The sequence below is a fragment of the Kitasatospora sp. NPDC098663 genome (genome assembly GCF_044760075.1).
Lineage (GTDB): Bacteria > Actinomycetota > Actinomycetes > Streptomycetales > Streptomycetaceae > Kitasatospora.
Map to the genome: position 1 here is coordinate 1 of NZ_JBIWAP010000062.1, position 17,513 is coordinate 17,513.

Annotated in this window: 15 protein-coding genes and 4 pseudogenes; 3 read left to right on the plus strand and 16 right to left on the minus strand. The window is 72.3% G+C overall.

Going from position 1 to position 17,513, the window contains the following annotated elements:
- The 7 genes and pseudogenes from ACIQVZ_RS38345 to ACIQVZ_RS38375 form a co-directional block, all read right to left on the minus strand.
- Positions 1 to 355 (minus strand): annotated as a pseudogene (locus ACIQVZ_RS38345) (ferritin-like domain-containing protein); the annotation flags it as partial.
- A gap of 529 nt (positions 356 to 884) precedes the next feature.
- Entirely contained in the window at positions 885 to 1,526 is a 642-nt protein-coding gene (locus ACIQVZ_RS38350) for an alpha/beta fold hydrolase (protein ID WP_402456693.1), read from the minus strand.
- Between the two features lie 122 nt (positions 1,527 to 1,648).
- On the minus strand, positions 1,649 to 2,443 hold the full coding sequence (locus tag ACIQVZ_RS38355) for a DUF1295 domain-containing protein (RefSeq protein WP_402456695.1): 795 nt from the start codon (positions 2,441 to 2,443) through the stop codon (positions 1,649 to 1,651).
- Positions 2,440 to 3,714, minus strand: coding sequence for a class I SAM-dependent methyltransferase (locus tag ACIQVZ_RS38360; protein WP_402456697.1), 1,275 nt, complete (start codon positions 3,712 to 3,714; stop codon positions 2,440 to 2,442). The genes ACIQVZ_RS38355 and ACIQVZ_RS38360 overlap by 4 nt, the downstream gene beginning before the upstream one ends.
- Positions 3,711 to 5,000 (minus strand): class I SAM-dependent methyltransferase, encoded by a 1,290-nt coding sequence (locus tag ACIQVZ_RS38365; protein ID WP_402456699.1) that lies wholly within the window; start codon positions 4,998 to 5,000, stop codon positions 3,711 to 3,713. Before ACIQVZ_RS38365 ends, ACIQVZ_RS38360 begins: the two co-directional genes overlap by 4 nt.
- On the minus strand, positions 4,997 to 5,743 hold the full coding sequence (locus ACIQVZ_RS38370; RefSeq protein ID WP_402456749.1) for a DUF1365 domain-containing protein: 747 nt from the start codon (positions 5,741 to 5,743) through the stop codon (positions 4,997 to 4,999). The genes ACIQVZ_RS38365 and ACIQVZ_RS38370 overlap by 4 nt, the downstream gene beginning before the upstream one ends.
- A gap of 47 nt (positions 5,744 to 5,790) precedes the next feature.
- A complete protein-coding gene (locus ACIQVZ_RS38375) occupies positions 5,791 to 7,125 on the minus strand; it encodes an NAD(P)/FAD-dependent oxidoreductase (RefSeq protein ID WP_402456701.1) in 1,335 nt (444 codons plus the stop codon).
- A 252-nt stretch (positions 7,126 to 7,377) separates the two neighbouring features.
- On the opposite strand from ACIQVZ_RS38375, the gene ACIQVZ_RS38380 reads away from it, so the two are divergent.
- A complete protein-coding gene (locus tag ACIQVZ_RS38380) occupies positions 7,378 to 7,908 on the plus strand; it encodes a GNAT family N-acetyltransferase (RefSeq protein ID WP_402456703.1) in 531 nt (176 codons plus the stop codon).
- Positions 7,909 to 8,073: 165 nt separating this feature from the next.
- On the opposite strand, the gene ACIQVZ_RS38385 is transcribed toward ACIQVZ_RS38380, so the two are convergent.
- From ACIQVZ_RS38385 to ACIQVZ_RS38410, 6 genes are all read right to left on the minus strand, one after another.
- Complete coding sequence (locus ACIQVZ_RS38385) at positions 8,074 to 8,820, minus strand: anti-sigma factor domain-containing protein (RefSeq protein WP_402456705.1); 747 nt, start codon at positions 8,818 to 8,820, stop codon at positions 8,074 to 8,076.
- On the minus strand, positions 8,820 to 9,392 hold the full coding sequence (locus ACIQVZ_RS38390) for a sigma-70 family RNA polymerase sigma factor (protein ID WP_402456707.1): 573 nt from the start codon (positions 9,390 to 9,392) through the stop codon (positions 8,820 to 8,822). The genes ACIQVZ_RS38385 and ACIQVZ_RS38390 overlap by 1 nt, the downstream gene beginning before the upstream one ends.
- A 290-nt stretch (positions 9,393 to 9,682) precedes the next feature.
- Positions 9,683 to 10,675 carry an SDR family NAD(P)-dependent oxidoreductase gene (locus tag ACIQVZ_RS38395; protein WP_402456709.1) on the minus strand — a complete coding sequence of 331 codons (993 nt, stop codon included), beginning with the start codon at positions 10,673 to 10,675 and terminating at the stop codon, positions 9,683 to 9,685.
- A gap of 21 nt (positions 10,676 to 10,696) precedes the next feature.
- On the minus strand, positions 10,697 to 11,881 hold the full coding sequence (locus ACIQVZ_RS38400) for a zinc-dependent alcohol dehydrogenase (RefSeq protein WP_402456711.1): 1,185 nt from the start codon (positions 11,879 to 11,881) through the stop codon (positions 10,697 to 10,699).
- A gap of 211 nt (positions 11,882 to 12,092) precedes the next feature.
- On the minus strand, positions 12,093 to 13,367 hold the full coding sequence (locus ACIQVZ_RS38405) for a cytochrome P450 (protein WP_402456713.1): 1,275 nt from the start codon (positions 13,365 to 13,367) through the stop codon (positions 12,093 to 12,095).
- A gap of 10 nt (positions 13,368 to 13,377) precedes the next feature.
- A complete protein-coding gene (locus tag ACIQVZ_RS38410; protein ID WP_402456715.1) occupies positions 13,378 to 13,590 on the minus strand; it encodes a hypothetical protein in 213 nt (70 codons plus the stop codon).
- A 356-nt stretch (positions 13,591 to 13,946) separates the two neighbouring features.
- On the opposite strand from ACIQVZ_RS38410, the pseudogene ACIQVZ_RS38415 reads away from it, so the two are divergent.
- Positions 13,947 to 14,556 (plus strand): annotated as a pseudogene (locus ACIQVZ_RS38415) (flavodoxin family protein).
- A gap of 148 nt (positions 14,557 to 14,704) precedes the next feature.
- A pseudogene (locus ACIQVZ_RS38420) lies at positions 14,705 to 14,899 on the plus strand (short-chain dehydrogenase); the annotation flags it as partial.
- A 54-nt stretch (positions 14,900 to 14,953) separates the two neighbouring features.
- Here the strand turns inward: ACIQVZ_RS38420 and ACIQVZ_RS38425 are convergent.
- The 3 genes and pseudogenes from ACIQVZ_RS38425 to ACIQVZ_RS38435 form a co-directional block, all read right to left on the minus strand.
- Positions 14,954 to 15,265: pseudogene (locus tag ACIQVZ_RS38425) on the minus strand (MFS transporter); the annotation flags it as partial.
- 805 nt (positions 15,266 to 16,070) lie between these two features.
- The gene (locus tag ACIQVZ_RS38430; protein WP_402456717.1) at positions 16,071 to 16,418 is read right to left on the minus strand and encodes a PRC-barrel domain containing protein; all 348 of its coding nucleotides are present in this window, start codon (positions 16,416 to 16,418) and stop codon (positions 16,071 to 16,073) included.
- Between the two features lie 583 nt (positions 16,419 to 17,001).
- Positions 17,002 to 17,307: a WhiB family transcriptional regulator gene (locus tag ACIQVZ_RS38435; RefSeq protein ID WP_402456719.1), complete on the minus strand. Its 306-nt coding sequence runs from the start codon at positions 17,305 to 17,307 to the stop codon at positions 17,002 to 17,004.
- Positions 17,308 to 17,513 lie beyond the last annotated feature (206 nt).

Consider the following 17,513-nt stretch of genomic DNA (forward strand, 5'->3'; position numbering starts at 1 on the left):
TGCCGTCCTTGATGAACGGCAGCCCGGCCGCGGTCTGGTAGACGCTGATCGCCAGGTTCTCGATCGACGCGGCGGTCTGCAGCGCCATGATGTCGTCCGCCATGGACTTGGAGCCCGACGCGGAGGGCGAGGGCGAGTCGGCGAACGCACGGTTGGCGCCCAGCAGAGCGGCCATCCCGGCAGCGCCGGCGAGCAGCCCGCCGCGCTGCCACCACCGGCGCGGCATCGGCTCGGCCGCCTGCCCGAAGTCGATCAGCGCGCTGCGTGTGATCTTCACGGCGTCGCTGTTCAGATCCTGCGACTGCTCGGTGAGTTCTTCGAGCAGCCGGGTGTCGATGTGCTCAGTGGCCATCATGCTCCCGTCTCAGGCCGGAGCCCGCCGGTCCGCGGGCTCGTACGTGATGCCTTCGGCGCGGCCGGGCCACCGGCTTGCCCGGCTCCCCCACAAAAACCCGGATTCACCCGTCTGAGTGACGGAGCATCAGTATTAGCGCTGTATACGGCCCCAGTGGCAGGATCGGCCGGCGGCTGAAGGCAAGCGGCGGGCGAGACCCGGGGCCGTGCTGCGTCGGATCCGGGAGTGTGGACAGTTCAGCGGGCGCGAGCGCACGGTGCCCGGTAGTCAGGCGGCCGGGCGGCTGGGGGCGGCGGGGCCCGGCCTGAGTTCCGGGCCCCGCCCGCGTGTTTCGTTCCGGCTGGGTTGGGGGCCGGTACGAGAAACGCGCACCAGTGCTTCGAGGGCGCTTTCGTGCCGGATGGCTGCCCGAGCTCAATTTGACCCGGACGGAGCAGCACCAGCCGGGCCGCAGACTTATGCGAGCCACGGCCCGGTGCGTTCTCGGCGACCTGATGGGGCGGCCGGACCGGCCGGTGCCGAGTGGCGGTCAGCGTACGTGGTTGTGCTGTCCGGTCCCGGCAGGTCGGCATCCCCAGGCCAAGATCGCGGCCGTGTAGTCGGCGGCCGCACGGTGCCACCGGTGGGCGCCACGGAGCATGGCGTGGCCGCCGGCGGGCATCGCCGCGGTCTGGACGTCGGCTCCGGCGGCCCGTGCCCGGCGGGCGAAGGCCCACGTCTGCTGCGCGGAGGTGACGGTGTCGTCCTCGTCGTGCAGGAACACGGCTGCTTTGCCGAGCAGGTGGGCGACGGGCTCGCCGGGCGGAACCCAGGGTGCCAGCGCCACGACGCCGCGCACCATTTCGCCTCCGGCGGCGGCCAGGGCCGCGCGGCCGCCCATCGAGTGGCCGATCAGGACCACCGGTGCCTGCGGCGCCAGCTGGGACAGGGCATCGAGCGCACTGGTGGTGTCGTGGACCGGGTCGGCGTAGTGCCCGTTCCATCCGCGGCAGCGGTAGCGGACCTGTGCGAGGAGGACATCTTGGCCCCACGGGCGATGGCCGATCTCGGCGGCGAAGAAGCGCATCCGCAGTTCGGGCAGGCTGAGCCGGGGCACCGGCCGGAGGCTGTCCGCTTTCCCACCGTGCAGCAGGAGCACGGCGGCTGCGGGCCGTTCTGGCAAGTGCCGCACGAGCAGCCGGTCCGCCCCGTGGTTGTCCGCTGCGGCCGTCGCGGTGTCGGCGTCGTGGCTGGCAGGGTCCGCCAGTGGGGACTCAGGCGTTGTCGGGGCGCGTCCCGCCCACCATGGCGGGCTCATCGGCGCGGGGGGCGGGGAAGGAAGCCGCTGGTGCGGGCGACGTATTCGTCCCACCCCGGCTTGCTGGAGCCGAGTTTGCGTTCCAGCAGGGGCTTGCCGCTGCCGAACGCCAGCAGGTAGGTCATCAGGACGGGGCTGAGGACGAACGCCCAGCCGATCGGCTCGGCGGCGGCGAGCAGGAACAGGGCCCACCAGACGCAGGCGTCGCCGAAGTAGTTGGGGTGCCGTGTCCAGGCCCACAGGCCGCGGTCCATGACCTTGCCGCGGTTGACCGCGTCCGCCTTGAAACGCGCCAACTGCCAGTCACCCACCGTCTCGAAGAACATGCCCACCGCCCACAGGGCGAGCGCGGCGACGGCGAGCGGGCCCAGCGCTCCGGTGAGGTACTGGGCTGCCTGGACGGGCAGGGACACGAACCAGACGATGGCCGCTTGCAGCAGGTAGACCATGCGCAGGGCGTAGAGGTTGCGCCGCCCGGGCCTGGCCTTGGCGAGCATCCGGTCGTAGCGGGGGTCCTCGCCGTGGCCGCGCGAACGCGACCAGATATGTGCGGACAGCCGCAGCCCCCACACCGTCACCAGGACCGTGACGAGCAGGCGCCTTGCGGGGTCGCCGTGTCCGGAGGAGAAGGCGTAGCCGGTCCAGGCGACGGCGGTGAACGCCAGGCCCCAGGCGACGTCGACGCCCCGATGACGGCCCGTGCGCACCCCCACCGCGAAGGCCAGGAGCAACACGGCGAGGGCGGCGCCGGCCGTGGCGGCGAGGTTGATCGCGAAGGCGGCGGCGTTCACGACGCCCTGCCCTGGTACCAGTCGGCCGGGGTGGCGGGTGCGCCGCTGGTGCCGGTGGTGGTGGGGCGGATGGCGAGGATCTGGTCCACGCCCATCCGCCGTTCGGCGAACGCGAGGGAGCTGCCGGCCATATAGAGCTGCCACAGGCGCACGGAGGGCCCGCCGACCAGGGCGGTGAACTCGGCGCGGTGCTCGTCGAGGCGTTCGTGCCAGGCGTCGATGGTGCGGGCGTAGTGCTCGCGCAGCGCTTCGACGTTGCGTACCTCCAGTCCGGCGTGCTCCAGCAAGGCCACGGTCTCGCCGACCGGGCGCATGTGCATGTCGGGGGCGATGTACGTTTCGATGAAGGCCCCGCCGCCGGGCGCCACCGTGGAGCGCGACATCTGCTGGACCAGCAGGCGGCCCTCGGGCCCCAGCAAGCTGTGCAGGCGGCGGGCGAAGGCGGGGTACTGCTGGTCGCCGACGTGCTCGCCCATCTCGATGCAGCTGATGGCGTCGAAGGGGCCGTCGGCGATCTCGCGGTAGTCGCGCAGCAGCACGCTCACTTGGTCGGTGAGGCCGCCGGCTTCGACTGCGGCGGTGGCGAAGGCGTGCTGGCGCTGGGAGAGGGTGACGGCGGTGACCTGGGCGCCGAAGTGGCGAGCGGCGTGCACGGCCAGTGCGCCCCAGCCGCAGCCGACGTCCAGCAGGCGGCTGCCGGGGGTGAGGTCGAGTTTGCGGCAGATCAGGTCGAACTTGGCTTCCTGCGCGGTCTGCAGGCTGTCGCTCTTGGGGGTCCAGTAGGCGCAGGAGTAGGCCATCGCCTCGCCGAGGAGCAGGGCGTAGAACTCGTTGGAGAGGTCGTAGTGGTGGCTGATCACCGCCCGGTCGCGGGCACGGCTGTGCAGCGAGCCGCGTACGCGGGCGCGGCCGCCGGGCGGCTGGGGGCGCGGGCCGAGGACGCCGAGCCGGGCGGCGGCCCCCAGCAGCGCCGGCCACTCGCGCAGGCCCGGGCGGACGGGGCCGGTGCCGGCGAGCGCGGCGCGCACCTGGGACAGGGCTGGGGCGAGGTCGCCTTCGACGTCGAGGTCGCCGCTGATCCAGGCGTCGGCCAGGCCGAGTTCACCGGGCTGCCAGAGCAGGCGCCGCAGGGCGCGCCGGTTGCGCAGCACCACGGTCGGCGCACCGGCCGGGCCGGCGCTGGAGCCGTCCCAGGCCCTGATCCGGAACGGCAGCGGACGCTGGAGCAAGGCGGTGAGGTGGTGGGCGAGCAGTTGGGCGGCGGTGGTCATCGGGTCGGCTCCGGGCGGGTGAGGAGGATCTGCTGGACGTCGAGGTAGCCGGCGGCGAACCCGGCCTCGGAATAGGCGAGGTAGAGCTCCCACATGCGGCGGAAGACCTGGTCGAAGCCGAGGGCGTCGACCTGCTCGGCGCGAGCGGTGAAGCGCTCGCGCCACAGCCTCAGTGTTTCGGCATAGTGCGGGCCGAAGGAGGCGCAGTCCGCGACGCGCAGGCCCGTATGGCGGGCGGTGGACTGGCGGATCGCGTCGAGCGAGGGAATCTGGCCGCCGGGGAAGATGTACTTGAGGATCCAGGTGTAGGTACCGCTGCTGGCGAGCATCCGTTCGTGCGGCATGGTGATCGCCTGCAGCGCCACCCGCCCGCCCGGGGCCAGGACGCGGTCGATGGTGGCGAAGTAGACCGGCCAGAACGGCCGGCCGACCGCCTCGATCATCTCCACGCTCACCACCGCGTCGAACTCGCCCTGGACGGCGCGGTAGTCGCACAGCCGCACCTCGACCCGGTCCGCGTACCCGGCATCCGCGATACGGCGCTGGGCGAGGTCCTGCTGCTCCTCGGAGAGGGTGAGGCTGACGACCGTGGCCCCGCGGGCGGCGGCGCGCAGGGCGAGTTCGCCCCAGCCGGTGCCGATCTCCAGCACCTTGCTGCCCGCGCGGACGTGGGCCAGGTCCAGGAGACGGTCGATCTTGCGGTGCTGGGCCGAGGACAGGCTGTCCCAGGAGGCGAGCGGCGTGCCGCCCGTCGTGGTGGGGAAGACGGCGGAGGAGTAGGACAGGGTGGGGTCGAGGAAGAGCGCGAACAGGTCGTTGGACAGGTCGTAGTGCCGGTGGATGTTGCTGCGGGCGTTGTCCGGGGTGCTCAGTTCGGTGGCGGGTGGGCGCTTGACGTACAGGCGGCGCAGCCACTGCGCTCCGGTGGGCACCAGCGTCTCGGGGGCGGTGGCCAGTTCGCTGAGCAGCGCGACCAGGTCGGGTGAGTCCCAGTCGCCGGCCTGGTAGGACTCGCCGAAGCCGATCAGGCCGCTCTCGCCGATGCGGTGGAAGAACGCGTCGGGCCGGTGCAGGCGCACGGTGGGGGCCGAGTCGGGGGCAGGAACCAGCAGGAGGCCGCCGGGGAGTTCGACGCGCAGACTGCGGCGGCGGGCGATGCGGCCGAGCAGCCGCCGCGCCACCGCGGCGCGGACGGGTACGTGCGGGGTTCGGGCCACGTCCGGCCAGTGGTCCGCGTCGACCAGGGCCGGTGCGGCGGGTGCGAGGGGTTCGGCGGACAGGGTCATGAGGCGGAGACCTTCTGATGGGAACTATCGGTGGGGCGGGGGTGGACGGGCAGGCCGCGAAGCCACAGCCGGATGCCTTGGAGGCGGATGTGGGCGCTGACCGCCCAGGTGGAGAAGGGGTGCCGTGCTGCGGCGAGCAGCAGGCGGGCTGCTGTGGCGGTGCGGCGGGTACCGTGCACGATGGCGGTGAACGGGCGCCCGCCCTCGCGTTCGAGGTGGACGGTCAGATCCAGGCGCTCGCCCGGTTCGGGCAGTGCCATGCGGTAGCGGCCGTCGACGGGGAAGAACGGCGAGACGTAGAACTCCTTCGCCGTCTCGGCCCGGCCGCGCCCATCGGGGCGCAGGAGGTAGCGGTGGCCGCCGCCGTAGGTGTTGTGGACCTCCGCCACAGTGCAGACCGGGCGGCCGGTGTGGTCGTGGCACCAGTAGACCGTCAGTGGGTTGAAGACGTACCCGAAGGAGCGGGCGTGGGCGAGCATCAGCACGCGCCCACCCCTCAGGTCGATGCCCTCGCCGGCCAGGTAGCACTCGAGATCGCCGCGCGGTGACGGGCCCGGCCGGCCGCCGTGGTCGCGGGTCTGGAAGGATGCCAGCAGGCTCAGCGGCCACGGCAGCACCGGCAGGTGGTCGAGGTCGACCAGCCACAGGAAGGTTCGGTGCGTGAAAGCGTGGCGCACCGGGCTGGTGCGCACGTGGGCGATCCGGCACTCGTACAGCGCCGCGCCCCGCGCGCCCGGCAGCACGGCCGCGGCCGCTGGGCTTCCGGGTACCGGGGCGGGCGGGCCAGCGGTCACGGTGCGTTCACCCCGAGCAGGGCATGGGCGGCCGTGAGGCCCGAGCGGCAGCCGTCCTCGTGGAAGCCCCAGCCGTGGTAGGCGCCGGCGAACGCGGTCCGGCCGGTGGTGAGTTCGGGCAGCCGAGCCTGGGCGGCCACGCTCTCGCGCGTGTACACGGGATGCTCGTAGACGGTGCGGGAGACGACGTGTTCGTCCGCCACGGGACGGTTGGGGTCCTCGTTGAGGGTCACCAGGTAGTCCTCGGCGACCTGGAGGCCGAGGAGGCGGTTGAGGTGGTAGCTGACCCGCACGGCCGCGGCGCCGTCCGCGCAGTGGTCCATCCGGTAGTTCCACGAGGCCCGCGCCCTGGGTGCGGCGGGCAGGTGGGAGGCGTCGCGGTGCAGCACGGTGGGGTTGCGCGAGTAGCGGAACGCCCCCAGCACCTGTTGCTCGGCCGGGGTCGCATCGCCGAGCAGGTTCAGGGTCTGGTCGGCGTGGGTGGCGATCACCACGGCGTCGACCTCGCTGGTGTGACCGTCCTCGGTGGTGACCGCCACGCGGTCGCTGTGGCGGATCACCGTGCGCACCGGCGCGCCGCGATGCACAGTGCCCAGCTGTTCGGCGATCTTCGCCACGTAGGTGCGCGAGCCGCCGACCACGGTGCGCCACCTGGGCGATCCGGTGATCGAGAGCAGGCCGTGGTTGGCCAGGAACGTGAACAGGTACCGCGCCGGGTAGTCACCGGCCACGTCCGGCGCGCACGACCAGACCGCGGCGACCAGCGGCGTCATGAAGTGGCTCGTGAAGTAGGTCGAGAAGCCGCCCGCCGCGAGGAACTCGCGCAGCGTCGGGTCACCCGCTCCCGGATCGGCCAGCAGCGCGCGGGCCCGGCGGTGAAAACGCGGCACCTCGCCCAGCATCCGCAGGTACCGTCCGCGCCCGAGCGAGCCCGGGCGGGCGATCAGCCCGGCCGCACCACGCGCGCCCGCGTACTCCAGCCCGCAGCCGTCACAGCGCACCGACATGCTCATGTCGCTCTCCCGGGTCGCCACACCCAGCTCTCGCAACAGCGTCACCAGGTGCGGGTAGGTCCGCTCGTTGTGCACCAGGAACCCGGTGTCCAGGGCCAGCGTCCGGCCGTCCGCGCCGATGGCCTGCTGGGTGTGGGCGTGACCGCCCAGCCGGGCGTCTGCCTCGAACAGCTCGACCGCCCGTCCCCCGCGGTGCAGCCGGTAGGCGGCCGTCAGACCCGCGACACCCGCCCCGATCACGGCGACCGTCCCGCCGTGCTCGCCGCCGTGGGGCCGCGCAGCCGCGCCAGCCGACCGCTCTTGGACCGGAAACACCATCGTGCCCTCCCTCACGGGCAGCCCCTCTTTCGGGACTCGCCCACCCTTGTCCTCTCAGCTCCTTCGGAGCAGCCACCGGCGTGGATTGCTCCGCCCGTGACCATGAGCCCGCATCCGCGTGCGCCGGAAGCGGTGAGGTGCCCCGCGGGCCGGCACGCCCCGGCCACGGGCCGGGCGCGGCGCCCGCCGAGCGAGCCGCTAGCCTCGCGTGGCCGAACGGACAGGTGCACGCCACAGGAACGGAGAGACGTCATGACGCAGCGGAGCCGGCAGCAACTCGTGGTGCGCAGTGCGGACCGCCCGGGTGACCTCGGATGGGTGGTGATGGCGCACGGCGAGAGCTATCACGAGCAGTTCGGCTGGGACACCGACTTCGAGACCCTGGTCGCCAGGATCGTCGCCGAGTACGGCGCCGGGCACGACCCTCACCGGGAGGCCGACTGGATCGCCGAGCTGGACGGGCGCCGCGTGGGATGTGTCTTCCTGGTCGCCGGTGACCAGCCTGGGGTGGCGAAACTGCGGATCCTGCTGGTCACCGCCGAGGGCCGGGGACTCGGACTCGGCACCCGCCTGGTGGAGCAGTGCCTGACCTTCGCCCGCGGCGCAGGCTACGACCAGGTGAACCTGTGGACCAACGATGTGCTGACGGCCGCGCGCAGGATCTACCAGAGCTTCGGCTTCACCCTTATCGACGAGGAGCGCCACCACAGCTTCGGACACGACCTGCTCGGACAGAACTGGACCCTCGACCTGCGCCCCGGCGCGGTGGACAGCAACGGCTGACCCCCTGCCCCTTGCCGCACGAGGCGCCCGCGCCGGTCGCGAGCGGATCAGCAGAGGCCGCATCCGTCACCACCGCTCTCCCGCGCCCGGGCCGTCCGTGAGCCGGGGCGCCCTCACCCCCGGGTCCGACCACGGGGATGAGGGCCGCCTGGTGCCGGCCGGCGTTCAGCTGAACGGCATGAGCAGCACCGGCTGCCCGCTCGGGTGCGGGGAGCCGCCCGCGGGCTCCACCGTCACACCGATCCCGACCGCGTCCTTGATCTTCCCGTCGAGGAGCATGGTCCCCGAGGAGGCCGCCAGCAGCCCGCCCGGGCGCATGGTTCCGGCGTCGTTGAACCACAGCTCGTATGTCGTGCCGGACGCCAGCGCGGGCAGGCCGTCGGCCAAGAACCCTGCCTGGCCCAGGTGCTGCGACCACACCACCGTGCCGCTGCCACCGCCGCTGCGCGCCGTCGCGGTCCGCGCGTCGGGGGCAGCCAGCAGCGCGGTCAGCTGCGCCTGCTGCGTCTGCAGCTGCTGTGCCCGCACGGTGGCGTGCTCGGCACGCTGGTACTGCTGGACCGCGATCCCGCCCAGGCCGGCGGCCGCGGCGACGCACGCGGCGAGTGCCAGCCGCGTCCACGCCCGACCTCGCCCGCCGCGCCGCTCAGCAGCGACCGCCTCGCCGGGTGTGCCCGGCGGAGGAAGCTGACGTGTCGTGGCGGTCTGTGCCAGGACACGCGCCTTGAGCGCGGGCGATGGCATGAGCGTCTCGGCCGCGCCCAGGCGCGCGAGGGTGGCCTGGAACTCCGCCACCTCCACCGCACACGCCTCGCATTGCAGGAGATGACGCTCGAACGCCTCCCGCTCGGGTTCGTCGAGCGCGTGGGCGGCATACGCCCCGGTCATGGTGTGCAGATCCGCCGAAATCATCACGACCCCACCCCCAGGCAGTCACGCAGCCGGATCAGCCCGTCGCGCATCCTTGTCTTGATGGTGCCCAGCGGCACCCCGAGCATGTCGGCGACCTCCCGGTAGGAGAAGCCCTGGTAGTACGCCATGGAGACCGACTCGCGCTGAAGCTCCGTCAGGCCCTTCATGCAGCGCCGCACCTGCTCGCGCTCCAGCCTGCCCTCGACCTGCTCCGCGACTTCATCGAACGCCGGCACGTGGGAGCGCGCCGCCGCGCTCTGCTCACGCTCGGTGGCCGCCTGCGCCGAGCGCACCCGGTCCACGGCCCGGCGGTGCGCGATCGTCAGCACCCACGACATCACCTCCCCACGCTCCGGCTGGTAACGCGCCGCGCTGCGCCACACCTCCAGCAGCACCTCCTCCGACTGAGCCGGGTCGCGCAGCACCCGCCGCACCAGGCCGAACACCGGCCCGGCGACCGAGTCGTACAGCTGCCCGAACGCCGCCTGGTCGCCGAAAGCGACCCGGGCGAGCAGTTCCTTCAGATCCGGGCCCCGGCGCTGGGGGGCCGAGAGATGGATGGCGGTGTTCACCGGCGCTCCCCGGTACCGCGTGCAGGCCGGGCCGGCGGTGTGGCGGGGCGGCATGGGCCGCCGGCGGGCCGGCAGTGGGGCATGAAGATGAAGACCTCCGAGGACACGTAGGAGCGCGTCTGCCTCAGTCGCGCACCCGTCGTTCGGATCTGCGCCCCGGGCGGATTGGTGGCCGCAGCCGGGAGTGTCGGCGCGAGTGCTCTTCTCGCGGCAGGCGCCGGGCAGCGGGCGCCTCGGGGATCATATGCCCGGTCCCCGCACGGCGGCGGGGCCGGGTGTAGGAAGCGGGCTCAGTGGTGGACGGGTGGTTCGCCGAACCGGTGTCCGGCGCGGTCGGCCAGTGCGGTGGTCCAGGAGGGGAGGGAGGCGGTGCGGGCGGCGTCGGCGCCGGGTACGTCGCGGTCGGGGCCTGGGCCGGGGAGCAGGCGGGCGGCCAGGGTCAGCAGCCGGGTCGCGGTCGCGGGGGCCAATGCCTGGACGCGGGAACCGATGACGGCCGCGGGGGTGAGGACGAGTTCGGGGCGCCGGCGCTCGGCGGCGCGGACGATGGCGCGGGCGGCGCGTTCGGCGTCCATCGACAGCAGTGGAAGTGAGGCGGCGGCGGCGAACCAGGAGTACTCGGCTGCTGCTTGGCCATGGAATCGGGCGGCGGTGTGGGAGCCGGTGCGCATCAGGCCCGGGATGACGGTGGTGACCGAGACCCCGGCGGCGGCCAGCTCCGCGCGCAGGCCTTGGGAGAGGCCAGTGGCGGCGAACTTGGCCGTCACGTAGGGCAGCAGGTGCGGGGCGGGGATCCGGCCTCCGATCGAAGTGATGTTCACGACCGAGCCGGACGGGGCCGTGCGCAGGTCGGGCAGGGCGGCGGCGATCAAGCGCAGGGGTGCGAAGAGCATGGTCTCCATCGCGGTGCGGAAGTCCTGTTCGCCCAGTGCGTCGAAGGGGCCGACCTGGATGGTACCGGCGTTGTTGACGAGCATCTCGAGCGGGCCGAAGTGTTCGTGGACGGCGTCCATGAGCTGCTGCGGGGCGTGGGGTGCGGTGATGTCGCAGGCGCAGGAGGCGACGCTGGCGCCGTCGGCGGCCAGGCGCCGCTCGGCCCAGCGCAGTTCGTCCTGGTAGCGGGCACAGAGCATCACGCGCCAGCCGCGGGCGGCGAGTTCCCGTGCGATGAGCAGGCCGAGCCCGCGGGAGGCGCCGGTGACCAGCGCGGTGCGGGTGGCGCCTGGTGGCGGCCCTTCGCCGAGGCGTGGACTGTCGCGGCGTCGGCCCAGGAGATGTGCCATGGGTGCCTCCACGGTGGCGGGTCAGGGGCGAAAAATGATCTTTACGGCGCCGTCCTGCTTCTTCTGGAACATCTCGTAGGCCTTGGGGGCCTGGGTGAGCGGGAGGTGGTGGGTGGCGAAGTCGTCGACGCCGAGCGGGTCTCCGTCCAGGAGCAGGGGGAGGATGTCGGGCACCCAGCGGTGGACGTTGGCCTGGCCCATCCGCAGTTGGATCTGCTTGTCGAACATGGTGAGCAGCGGCATCGGGTCCGTCTGGCCGCCGTAGACGCCGGACAGGGAGATGGTGCCGCCGCGGCGCACGATGTCGATGGCGAGGTGGAGTGCGTGGAGCCGGTCGATGCCGGCGCGTTCCATGAGGGCGGCGCCGATCCGGCTGGGGAGGAGCGCGGTTGCCTTCTGGGCGAGTTCTGCGGCGGGGGAACCGTGGGCTTCCATGCCGACCGCGTCGATGACGGCGTGCGGTCCGCGGCCGTCGGTGAGGTCGCGGATCACCTCGGGCAGGTCCTTGCGGTGGTCGGTGAGGTTCAGCACGGTGACCCCGCGACCCTTGGCGCGCTCCAGGCGCTCGGGCACCAGGTCGACGCCGATCACCCGCTCGGCGCCTTGGTACAGGGCGATACGGGCCGCCATATCGCCGATGGGTCCGAGTCCGAGGACGACCACGCTGCCGCCCTTGGGGACGTTGGCGTAATCGACGGCCTGCCAGGCGGTGGGCAGGACATCAGAGAGAAACACGAAGCGGTCATCCGGCGGCCCGTCCGGGACCTTGATCGGCAGCGTGTCGCCGAACGGCACGCGGAGCAACTCGGCCTGCCCGCCGGGAACTTGGCCGTAGAGCTTGGTATAGCCGAAGAGCGCTGCGCCGTTGCCGTAGGCGTGGACCTGGGTGGTCTCGCACTGCGAGTGCAGGCCCTCGCCGCACGTGCGGCAGGTGCCGCAGGAGACGTTGAAGGGGATCACCACCCGGTCGCCGGCGGAGATCTCGGTGACACCGGGTCCGACGTCCTGGACCGTGCCCATGGGTTCGTGCCCGAGGATGTCGCCTTCCTCCAGGAACGCTCCCAGGACCTCGTACAGGTGCAGGTCCGATCCGCACAGGCCGCTGGAGGTGATCTTGACGATGACGTCGGTCGGATCCTTGATCGTCGGGTCGGGCACTGTCTCGACCCGTACGTCGCGCTTGCCGTGCCAGGTCAGGGCTTTCATCTGCGCCACCTCACTCAGCCGTTCCCGAAGGGCGCGTGCCCGACGGCCGGGTTGCCCCTCGGCTGCCGTACGCACCCGTAGCTCTTGCGTTGAGCGGCTGCCCGGTCGGCTGCCTCGGAAACAGAGGCCGGGCGATCGCCCGCCCCGGTCCTTGAGCCACCGGCCGCGGAAGCAACTCGCCGCGCAGCTGTCGCCCGGGGTGGGATGGGCGTCAGGCCAAGACGATGACGAAGCCGCTGTCGGGTCGGGCGATCACCCGGCTGAGCGGGATGGCGAGATCCCTGTCGGGCACCGTGTAGTCGAGCCGGGCCAGGCGCGGCGCGAGCAGCTCCAGCAGGCCGACCACGATGGCTTCGCCCGGGCAGCGGTGGCCGGTGGCCGGGTCGCCGCCCTGAGGGATCAGCGGTGTGTCGAGGAAACGCTGGGGGCGGAAGGCGTACGGGTCGCCCCACAGCGCCGGGTCGTGCTGGTGCCCGTAGAGGTCGAGGAGCACCATGGTGCCGGCCGGGATCGGCTCGCCGGCGAAGGTCAGGTCGGTGGCGGCCCTTCCGGCCACGAACGGGGCGAAGGGGTAGAACCGGCGCACCTCCTGGGCGAACGCGGTCGCGAAACCGGGGTCGTCCTTGGCGAGCCGCTCGCGGTTGTCGGGCCAGCGGTGCAGGGCGTGGGCCGCGAACGCGGCGAACCAGCAGACAGCGACGGTCGGGCGCAGGATGTTCAGCAGCTCCATCGCCGCAACCCGCGGGTTCAGCGGTGCGCCGTCGGCGTCCCGGTGCTGCGCCACGGTTTGGACCGCGGAACCTGCCGGAACGTCGATCGAGCCGTCGCGGACGGCCTCGATGAGGCCGGCGAGCTCGCGCTCCCGGCGCCGATGGGCCAGCCGGGCCCGCCAGTGGCGCGGGCCGAGGGTGGCGAAGCCGTCCACCATGGCCACCAGGTCGCGGGCGGGCGTCGGCACCTCGTCGTCGCGGAGGGTGAGTCCGGCCCAGCGGGCGACGCCTGCGGTGAGCACGTCGGCGACCGCGTCCAGCAGGACGATCCGGCCGCGTTCGCGCCACAGCGGCACCGACTGGTCCCAGGCCGCTCCGACGCTGTCGACCAGTTGGTCCACCCGGTGCGGGTCGGCGAGCAGACCGAGGAACATCGCCTCGCGCAGCTGATGCTCGGGTCCGTCGAGGCCGTGGACGGCGCCGTGGCCGAACAGGGTGGAGCGAACCGGCTCGGGCAGGACGCCGGCGCGGTGGATGTGGCGCTCGTCGTAGAAGAACCGCACCGCCTCGGGGCCGTGCAGCGCGACGGCAGGCCGCCTGGGCAGGCGGGTCCGCAGCGCCGGGCCGTCATGGCGGCGCAGCTGTTCGGGCAGCCAGGCGTAGCCGTGCAGGAGCAGGGGCAGGGTGCGGTCGACCGGGGGAAGGATCGTCGGTCCATGGGCGTCGGCCGCCCGGGGCGGTGCGGGGTGAAACCGCGTGTCGGCCGGTTGCCGCACAGGTGGTGGGCTACGCGTCGGTGCCTGAGCCGGGTTCGGCCATCTTGCGGTGGGCCTGGGCCTCGATGCGGTAGGGCAGGATCTTGTTCGCGAAGCCTTGGGCCTTGGTCCTCGCGGATCCGGCGGCGATCTTGTCCTTGCCGGCCGTCAGCGCCTCGAAGTTCTGGCGGGCGACCTGGGCGGGGGCGTCCTTGTCCTGCCGGCCGGCCTTGGTGTCCTCCATGCCGGCGCTGTGGAAGTGATCAGCACGCGCCCGTCGTCACGCTCCGCCATGTCCCGTAGGAGCAGGTTGGCCAGGTGGACGGTCGAGGTGATGTTGAGGTCGATGATCGAGAACTCGTCGGTCAGGTCGGTGTCGAGGAACGCGCCGCCCTGCCCGACGCCGGCGTTCAGTGCCGCGGCGGCGACCGGTCGGCCCGGCCCGGCCGCCAATCGCCGTGCTCCGGCCCGGTCCTCGGCCTTCGCTGGGAAGGGCGTGCGAGGCCGGCGGCCCGCCGATCGAGTACGGCGGCGGCGGGGCAGGCGGCCGACCGGGTGAGCGCGCACATTGTCGACGGCCGGCGGGGTATGCGAGGGCGCATGCGAGCTCTGATCATCAACTGCACCCTCAAGCCGTCTCCGGAGCCCTCGAACACCGAGGCTCTGGCAGAGGTCGTCCAGACCGAACTCACCGCCCGCGGGGTGGATGTCGACGCGGTGCGGGCGGTCGACCTGGACCTGAGGCCCGGGGTGAAGACCGACATGGGCGACGGCGACCAGTGGCCCGATGTCCATGCCAAGGTCGTCGCCGCCGACATCCTGATCATCGCGTCGCCGACCTGGGTCGGCCGCCCGTCCTCGATCGCCCAGCGGGTGCTGGAGCGGATGGACGCCATGATCTCCGAGACCGACGACCAGGGCCGGCCGGCCGGCCGGCTACGGCAAGGTCGCCGGCGTCGTGGTGACCGGCAATGAGGACGGCGCCCACCATGTGATCAGCGAGATCTGCGGCGGCCTGGTCGACATCGGTTACACGATCCCCGCCCAGGCGTGGACGTACTGGCACCTCGGCCCGGGGCCGGGGCCGGACTACCTGGACGAGCAGAAGGGCCACGAGTGGGCCCACACGACCGGGCGCACCATGGCGGCCAACCTGCACCACGTCGCCGCCGCCCTGGCCGGGCGCCCCTGGCCCGCCCCGGCGCAGTAGACGACGCGTGCGCGCCTTGGCCGTGCGAGTCGCAGCAGAAAGGGCCGGCAGTGCCTTGGTGCACCGGTCGGGCAGCGATTCGTTGCCCAACCCGTCGGCCGGTCAGCGCCCGGTCCGCGAGCGCACCGGTGCCCACGCCCCGGCGCTGGTGCCCGCCGACTGCGACCTCGCGAGCCTGGCCGAGCTGCGGACTTTTCTCCGGGAGTTCTCCAGCAGGCAGGACCGTGTGGACGTGCTGGTCAACGATGTCGGCGTGATGCCGCACGAGCGCTCCCTTACCCCGGACGGCGTGGAACTGACTTTCGCCACCCACGTCCTCGCGGCCTGGATCCTCATCCGGGGCCTGACGCCGCTGATGGCGCGCTCGGCGCCGTCTCGGATGGTCAACGTGACCTCAGGCGGCCCAGGACACCGCGGTGAGGGCCGTCGCGCCCAGGTAGACGGCCAGCGTGATCATGAAGAGCTTCTTACGGCCGTACAGGTCGGCGAGCCGGCCGAGGAACAGCGCCCCGCAGCACGCCCCGGCCACACACAGCGCGGCCGCCCAGGTGGTCACCTGCCCGGAGGTGATGTCGATCCCGCTGCCCTTTTCAGAGAGCCGGCCGGCGATGTTGCCGACGATCGTGACTTCCAGGCCATCCAGGATCCACACCGTGCCCAGACCTATCACGATCCGCCAGTGCCAACGCGACCACAGCAACCGGTCCATCCGGGCCGGCGCCTGCGTGCGGATCTCTCGCCCCGTCACCGACGCCGTCCCTGCTGGGGTGTGGGGCTCTGCTGGACATGATGGTCTCCGTCCCGGATTCTCGACCGGCCGGCGTGGTCGCTCGGCGCTGGACGTTACCGCCGCTCGTGTTCCCTCCGTCACCGCGGCGACACAGGGGGCACAGGACGCGGATCGGGTGCGTGGCCGGGCCTGCTCGTGTACGGCCTGGGAGTGCAACTGGACCCTCGGATGGCCAGGGCGTCGAGTTCGCGCAGGAGGTCGCCGAATCCGACGCGGGCACGGAGGTTTCGTCGCGCGGGGGTGGTAACGGGACTGCGGGTCGTGCGTTTGACGCGGTGGCCGGCTGCACTTCAGGGCGGTGATGGGCGTCCGGTCCTCGCCGGCGGCCATCACTGCGAAGCCGCTAGCGGGCTCCTGGATCGCATCGGCCGGTGGCAGCGCGAGGAGGCGCAGGCGCGCGCGTCGAGGCGGCCGATGCCCGGGCCGAAGCGGCCAGAGCCCGCGTTCAGGCAGCTGCCGCCGACCGGGCCGAACCCAGCACCGCCGCAGGCTCCCAGCAGGGCGCGCCCGGTCCAGGGAAGAATGAAGCCGTCCCGCCCGACGCCGAGTTCGGCAGCCATCGCCATGGCGTCCGCCGCTGACACCGTGTCCCCGCCCACCACGGCCCGGACGACCCGCGCCAGGACTGCTGAACGCGCACAGGTGAGGGGGCGGGTCATCGACGCCGCGCGGGAGCCCGAGACCGCTTCGGCGTCCCGGGCTCCCAGGTGTCCAGGGGCTGCTGTCAGCGTCCCTGCGAGCTGTAGTACGTGCCGAGGTTGGCCCGATAGGTGGGGTCGTTCCTGTGCACGTCCGGGTCGTACTCCGGGGCGTCTTTGATCTGCTCCTTCGTCCGCCCGACGTGGATGGTCTCCTCGCCATGGTCCACGCGCGTGATGGTGCCGGCGGGGATGACGACGTGCTTGCCGATCAACCAGGGCTTGCAGTTCACGACGATCAGGGCCGCACCGACCTCGTCCGTCGCGTCATCGACCTTACCGATGTGACCGTCGGTCGCTTCGACCTTGTAGCCGGTCAGATCGGTGCCTGTGGTGTGCTGCGAAGAGCTGGAGTAGCCCCACATGTCCGTCATGAGTTTTCCTCTGATCAGAGTTGGTGAGCGGCGCCGATCGGCGCGCGCCCATCCCGATCGTCGCCCCGCCGCTCCGCCGACGCGTGCCGCCGGCGCCATTCGGCCGAACCGCATGGCCAGCACCCGGGTTGGCGCCTCCGCCACGGGCGATCCCCGCTACCGTCACCGCGCACCACGACGGGCAGCGGCGGGAGCAGCGGGTGGAGGAGGTAACGCCGCCCGCTGCGGGGGGCGGGGTGCGAGCCACTCTCATACCGCGGCCGCGATCTGCTCGGCCTGCGCCGGCTGAGTGAGCGTACGGCATCGCGCAAACCGACCAGGCTCCGCCTCGACCCCACCAGAATGGTCCCCAGCCCTGGCCGATGACCTGTCATCAGACCCCACATCGGGTCGACCGGACACTTGTAGCTGCGCATCCTGGTGCACGTCACTACAGGCGCCTGCGGACGGAGCTCGGACAGCAGGCGGCTGCCCATAGGGGGTCTCCGCGTACGGCGGCTGGACCCGGCTCTGCACGAAGCGCGACCGGCCGTACAGGCGACTGTGCCGCTGGCGCCCGGGCGGACGGCGTTCGCGCAACTGGTCAGGCTGCGGACCGGCCGCTGCGGATGGGCGTCCGCCGGGTGAGAAGGCGCCGTCGTTCGTCCTCCGTCAGCCCACCCCACACTCCGTAGGGCTCGCGCGTCGTAAGGGCGTGACGTCTACACTCGATCCTGACCGGGCAGCTGGCGCAGACAGCCTTCGCCGCCTCCTCGCGCGCGTCGTGAGCGGAGCCACGCTCACCCGAGGGGTGGAAGAACAGGCTGTTGTCCGCTTGACGGCAGGCGCCGTCCAACTGCCAGTTCCAGTTATGGTCCAATGCTCTGGGCAAGCGGGAGATGTCTGCCACGGCACGTACCCTTCTGAAGTCGACGAACGCTATGCAACCGTCCGTCTAACCGGCTTCCGCCGCCTCAACCCGGCTGCAGCGAGATCCACTTGCGCCGTGCATGGTGTATCGGCCGCTCTGGCCTTGCCGCCGCCGCTCTCTCAGCCATTCCGACCGGGTCCGGGCTCGTCTCCGGCCCAGCACAACCTACCCGGCCAGCGTGGGTC

Excerpts from the sequence above, each read along its gene's own strand:
- ACIQVZ_RS38360 (WP_402456697.1), bottom strand. The coding sequence starts at position 3,714 with ATGACCACCGCCGCCCAACTGCTCGCCCACCACCTCACCGCCTTGCTC.
- ACIQVZ_RS38365 (WP_402456699.1), bottom strand. The coding sequence starts at position 5,000 with ATGACCCTGTCCGCCGAACCCCTCGCACCCGCCGCACCGGCCCTGGTC.
- ACIQVZ_RS38375 (WP_402456701.1), bottom strand. The coding sequence starts at position 7,125 with ATGGTGTTTCCGGTCCAAGAGCGGTCGGCTGGCGCGGCTGCGCGGCCC.
- ACIQVZ_RS38380 (WP_402456703.1), top strand. The coding sequence starts at position 7,378 with ATGACGCAGCGGAGCCGGCAGCAACTCGTGGTGCGCAGTGCGGACCGC.
- ACIQVZ_RS38385 (WP_402456705.1), bottom strand. The coding sequence starts at position 8,820 with ATGATTTCGGCGGATCTGCACACCATGACCGGGGCGTATGCCGCCCAC.
- ACIQVZ_RS38395 (WP_402456709.1), bottom strand. The coding sequence starts at position 10,675 with ATGGCACATCTCCTGGGCCGACGCCGCGACAGTCCACGCCTCGGCGAA.
- ACIQVZ_RS38400 (WP_402456711.1), bottom strand. The coding sequence starts at position 11,881 with ATGAAAGCCCTGACCTGGCACGGCAAGCGCGACGTACGGGTCGAGACA.
- ACIQVZ_RS38410 (WP_402456715.1), bottom strand. The coding sequence starts at position 13,590 with ATGGAGGACACCAAGGCCGGCCGGCAGGACAAGGACGCCCCCGCCCAG.
- ACIQVZ_RS38430 (WP_402456717.1), bottom strand. The coding sequence starts at position 16,418 with ATGACGGACATGTGGGGCTACTCCAGCTCTTCGCAGCACACCACAGGC.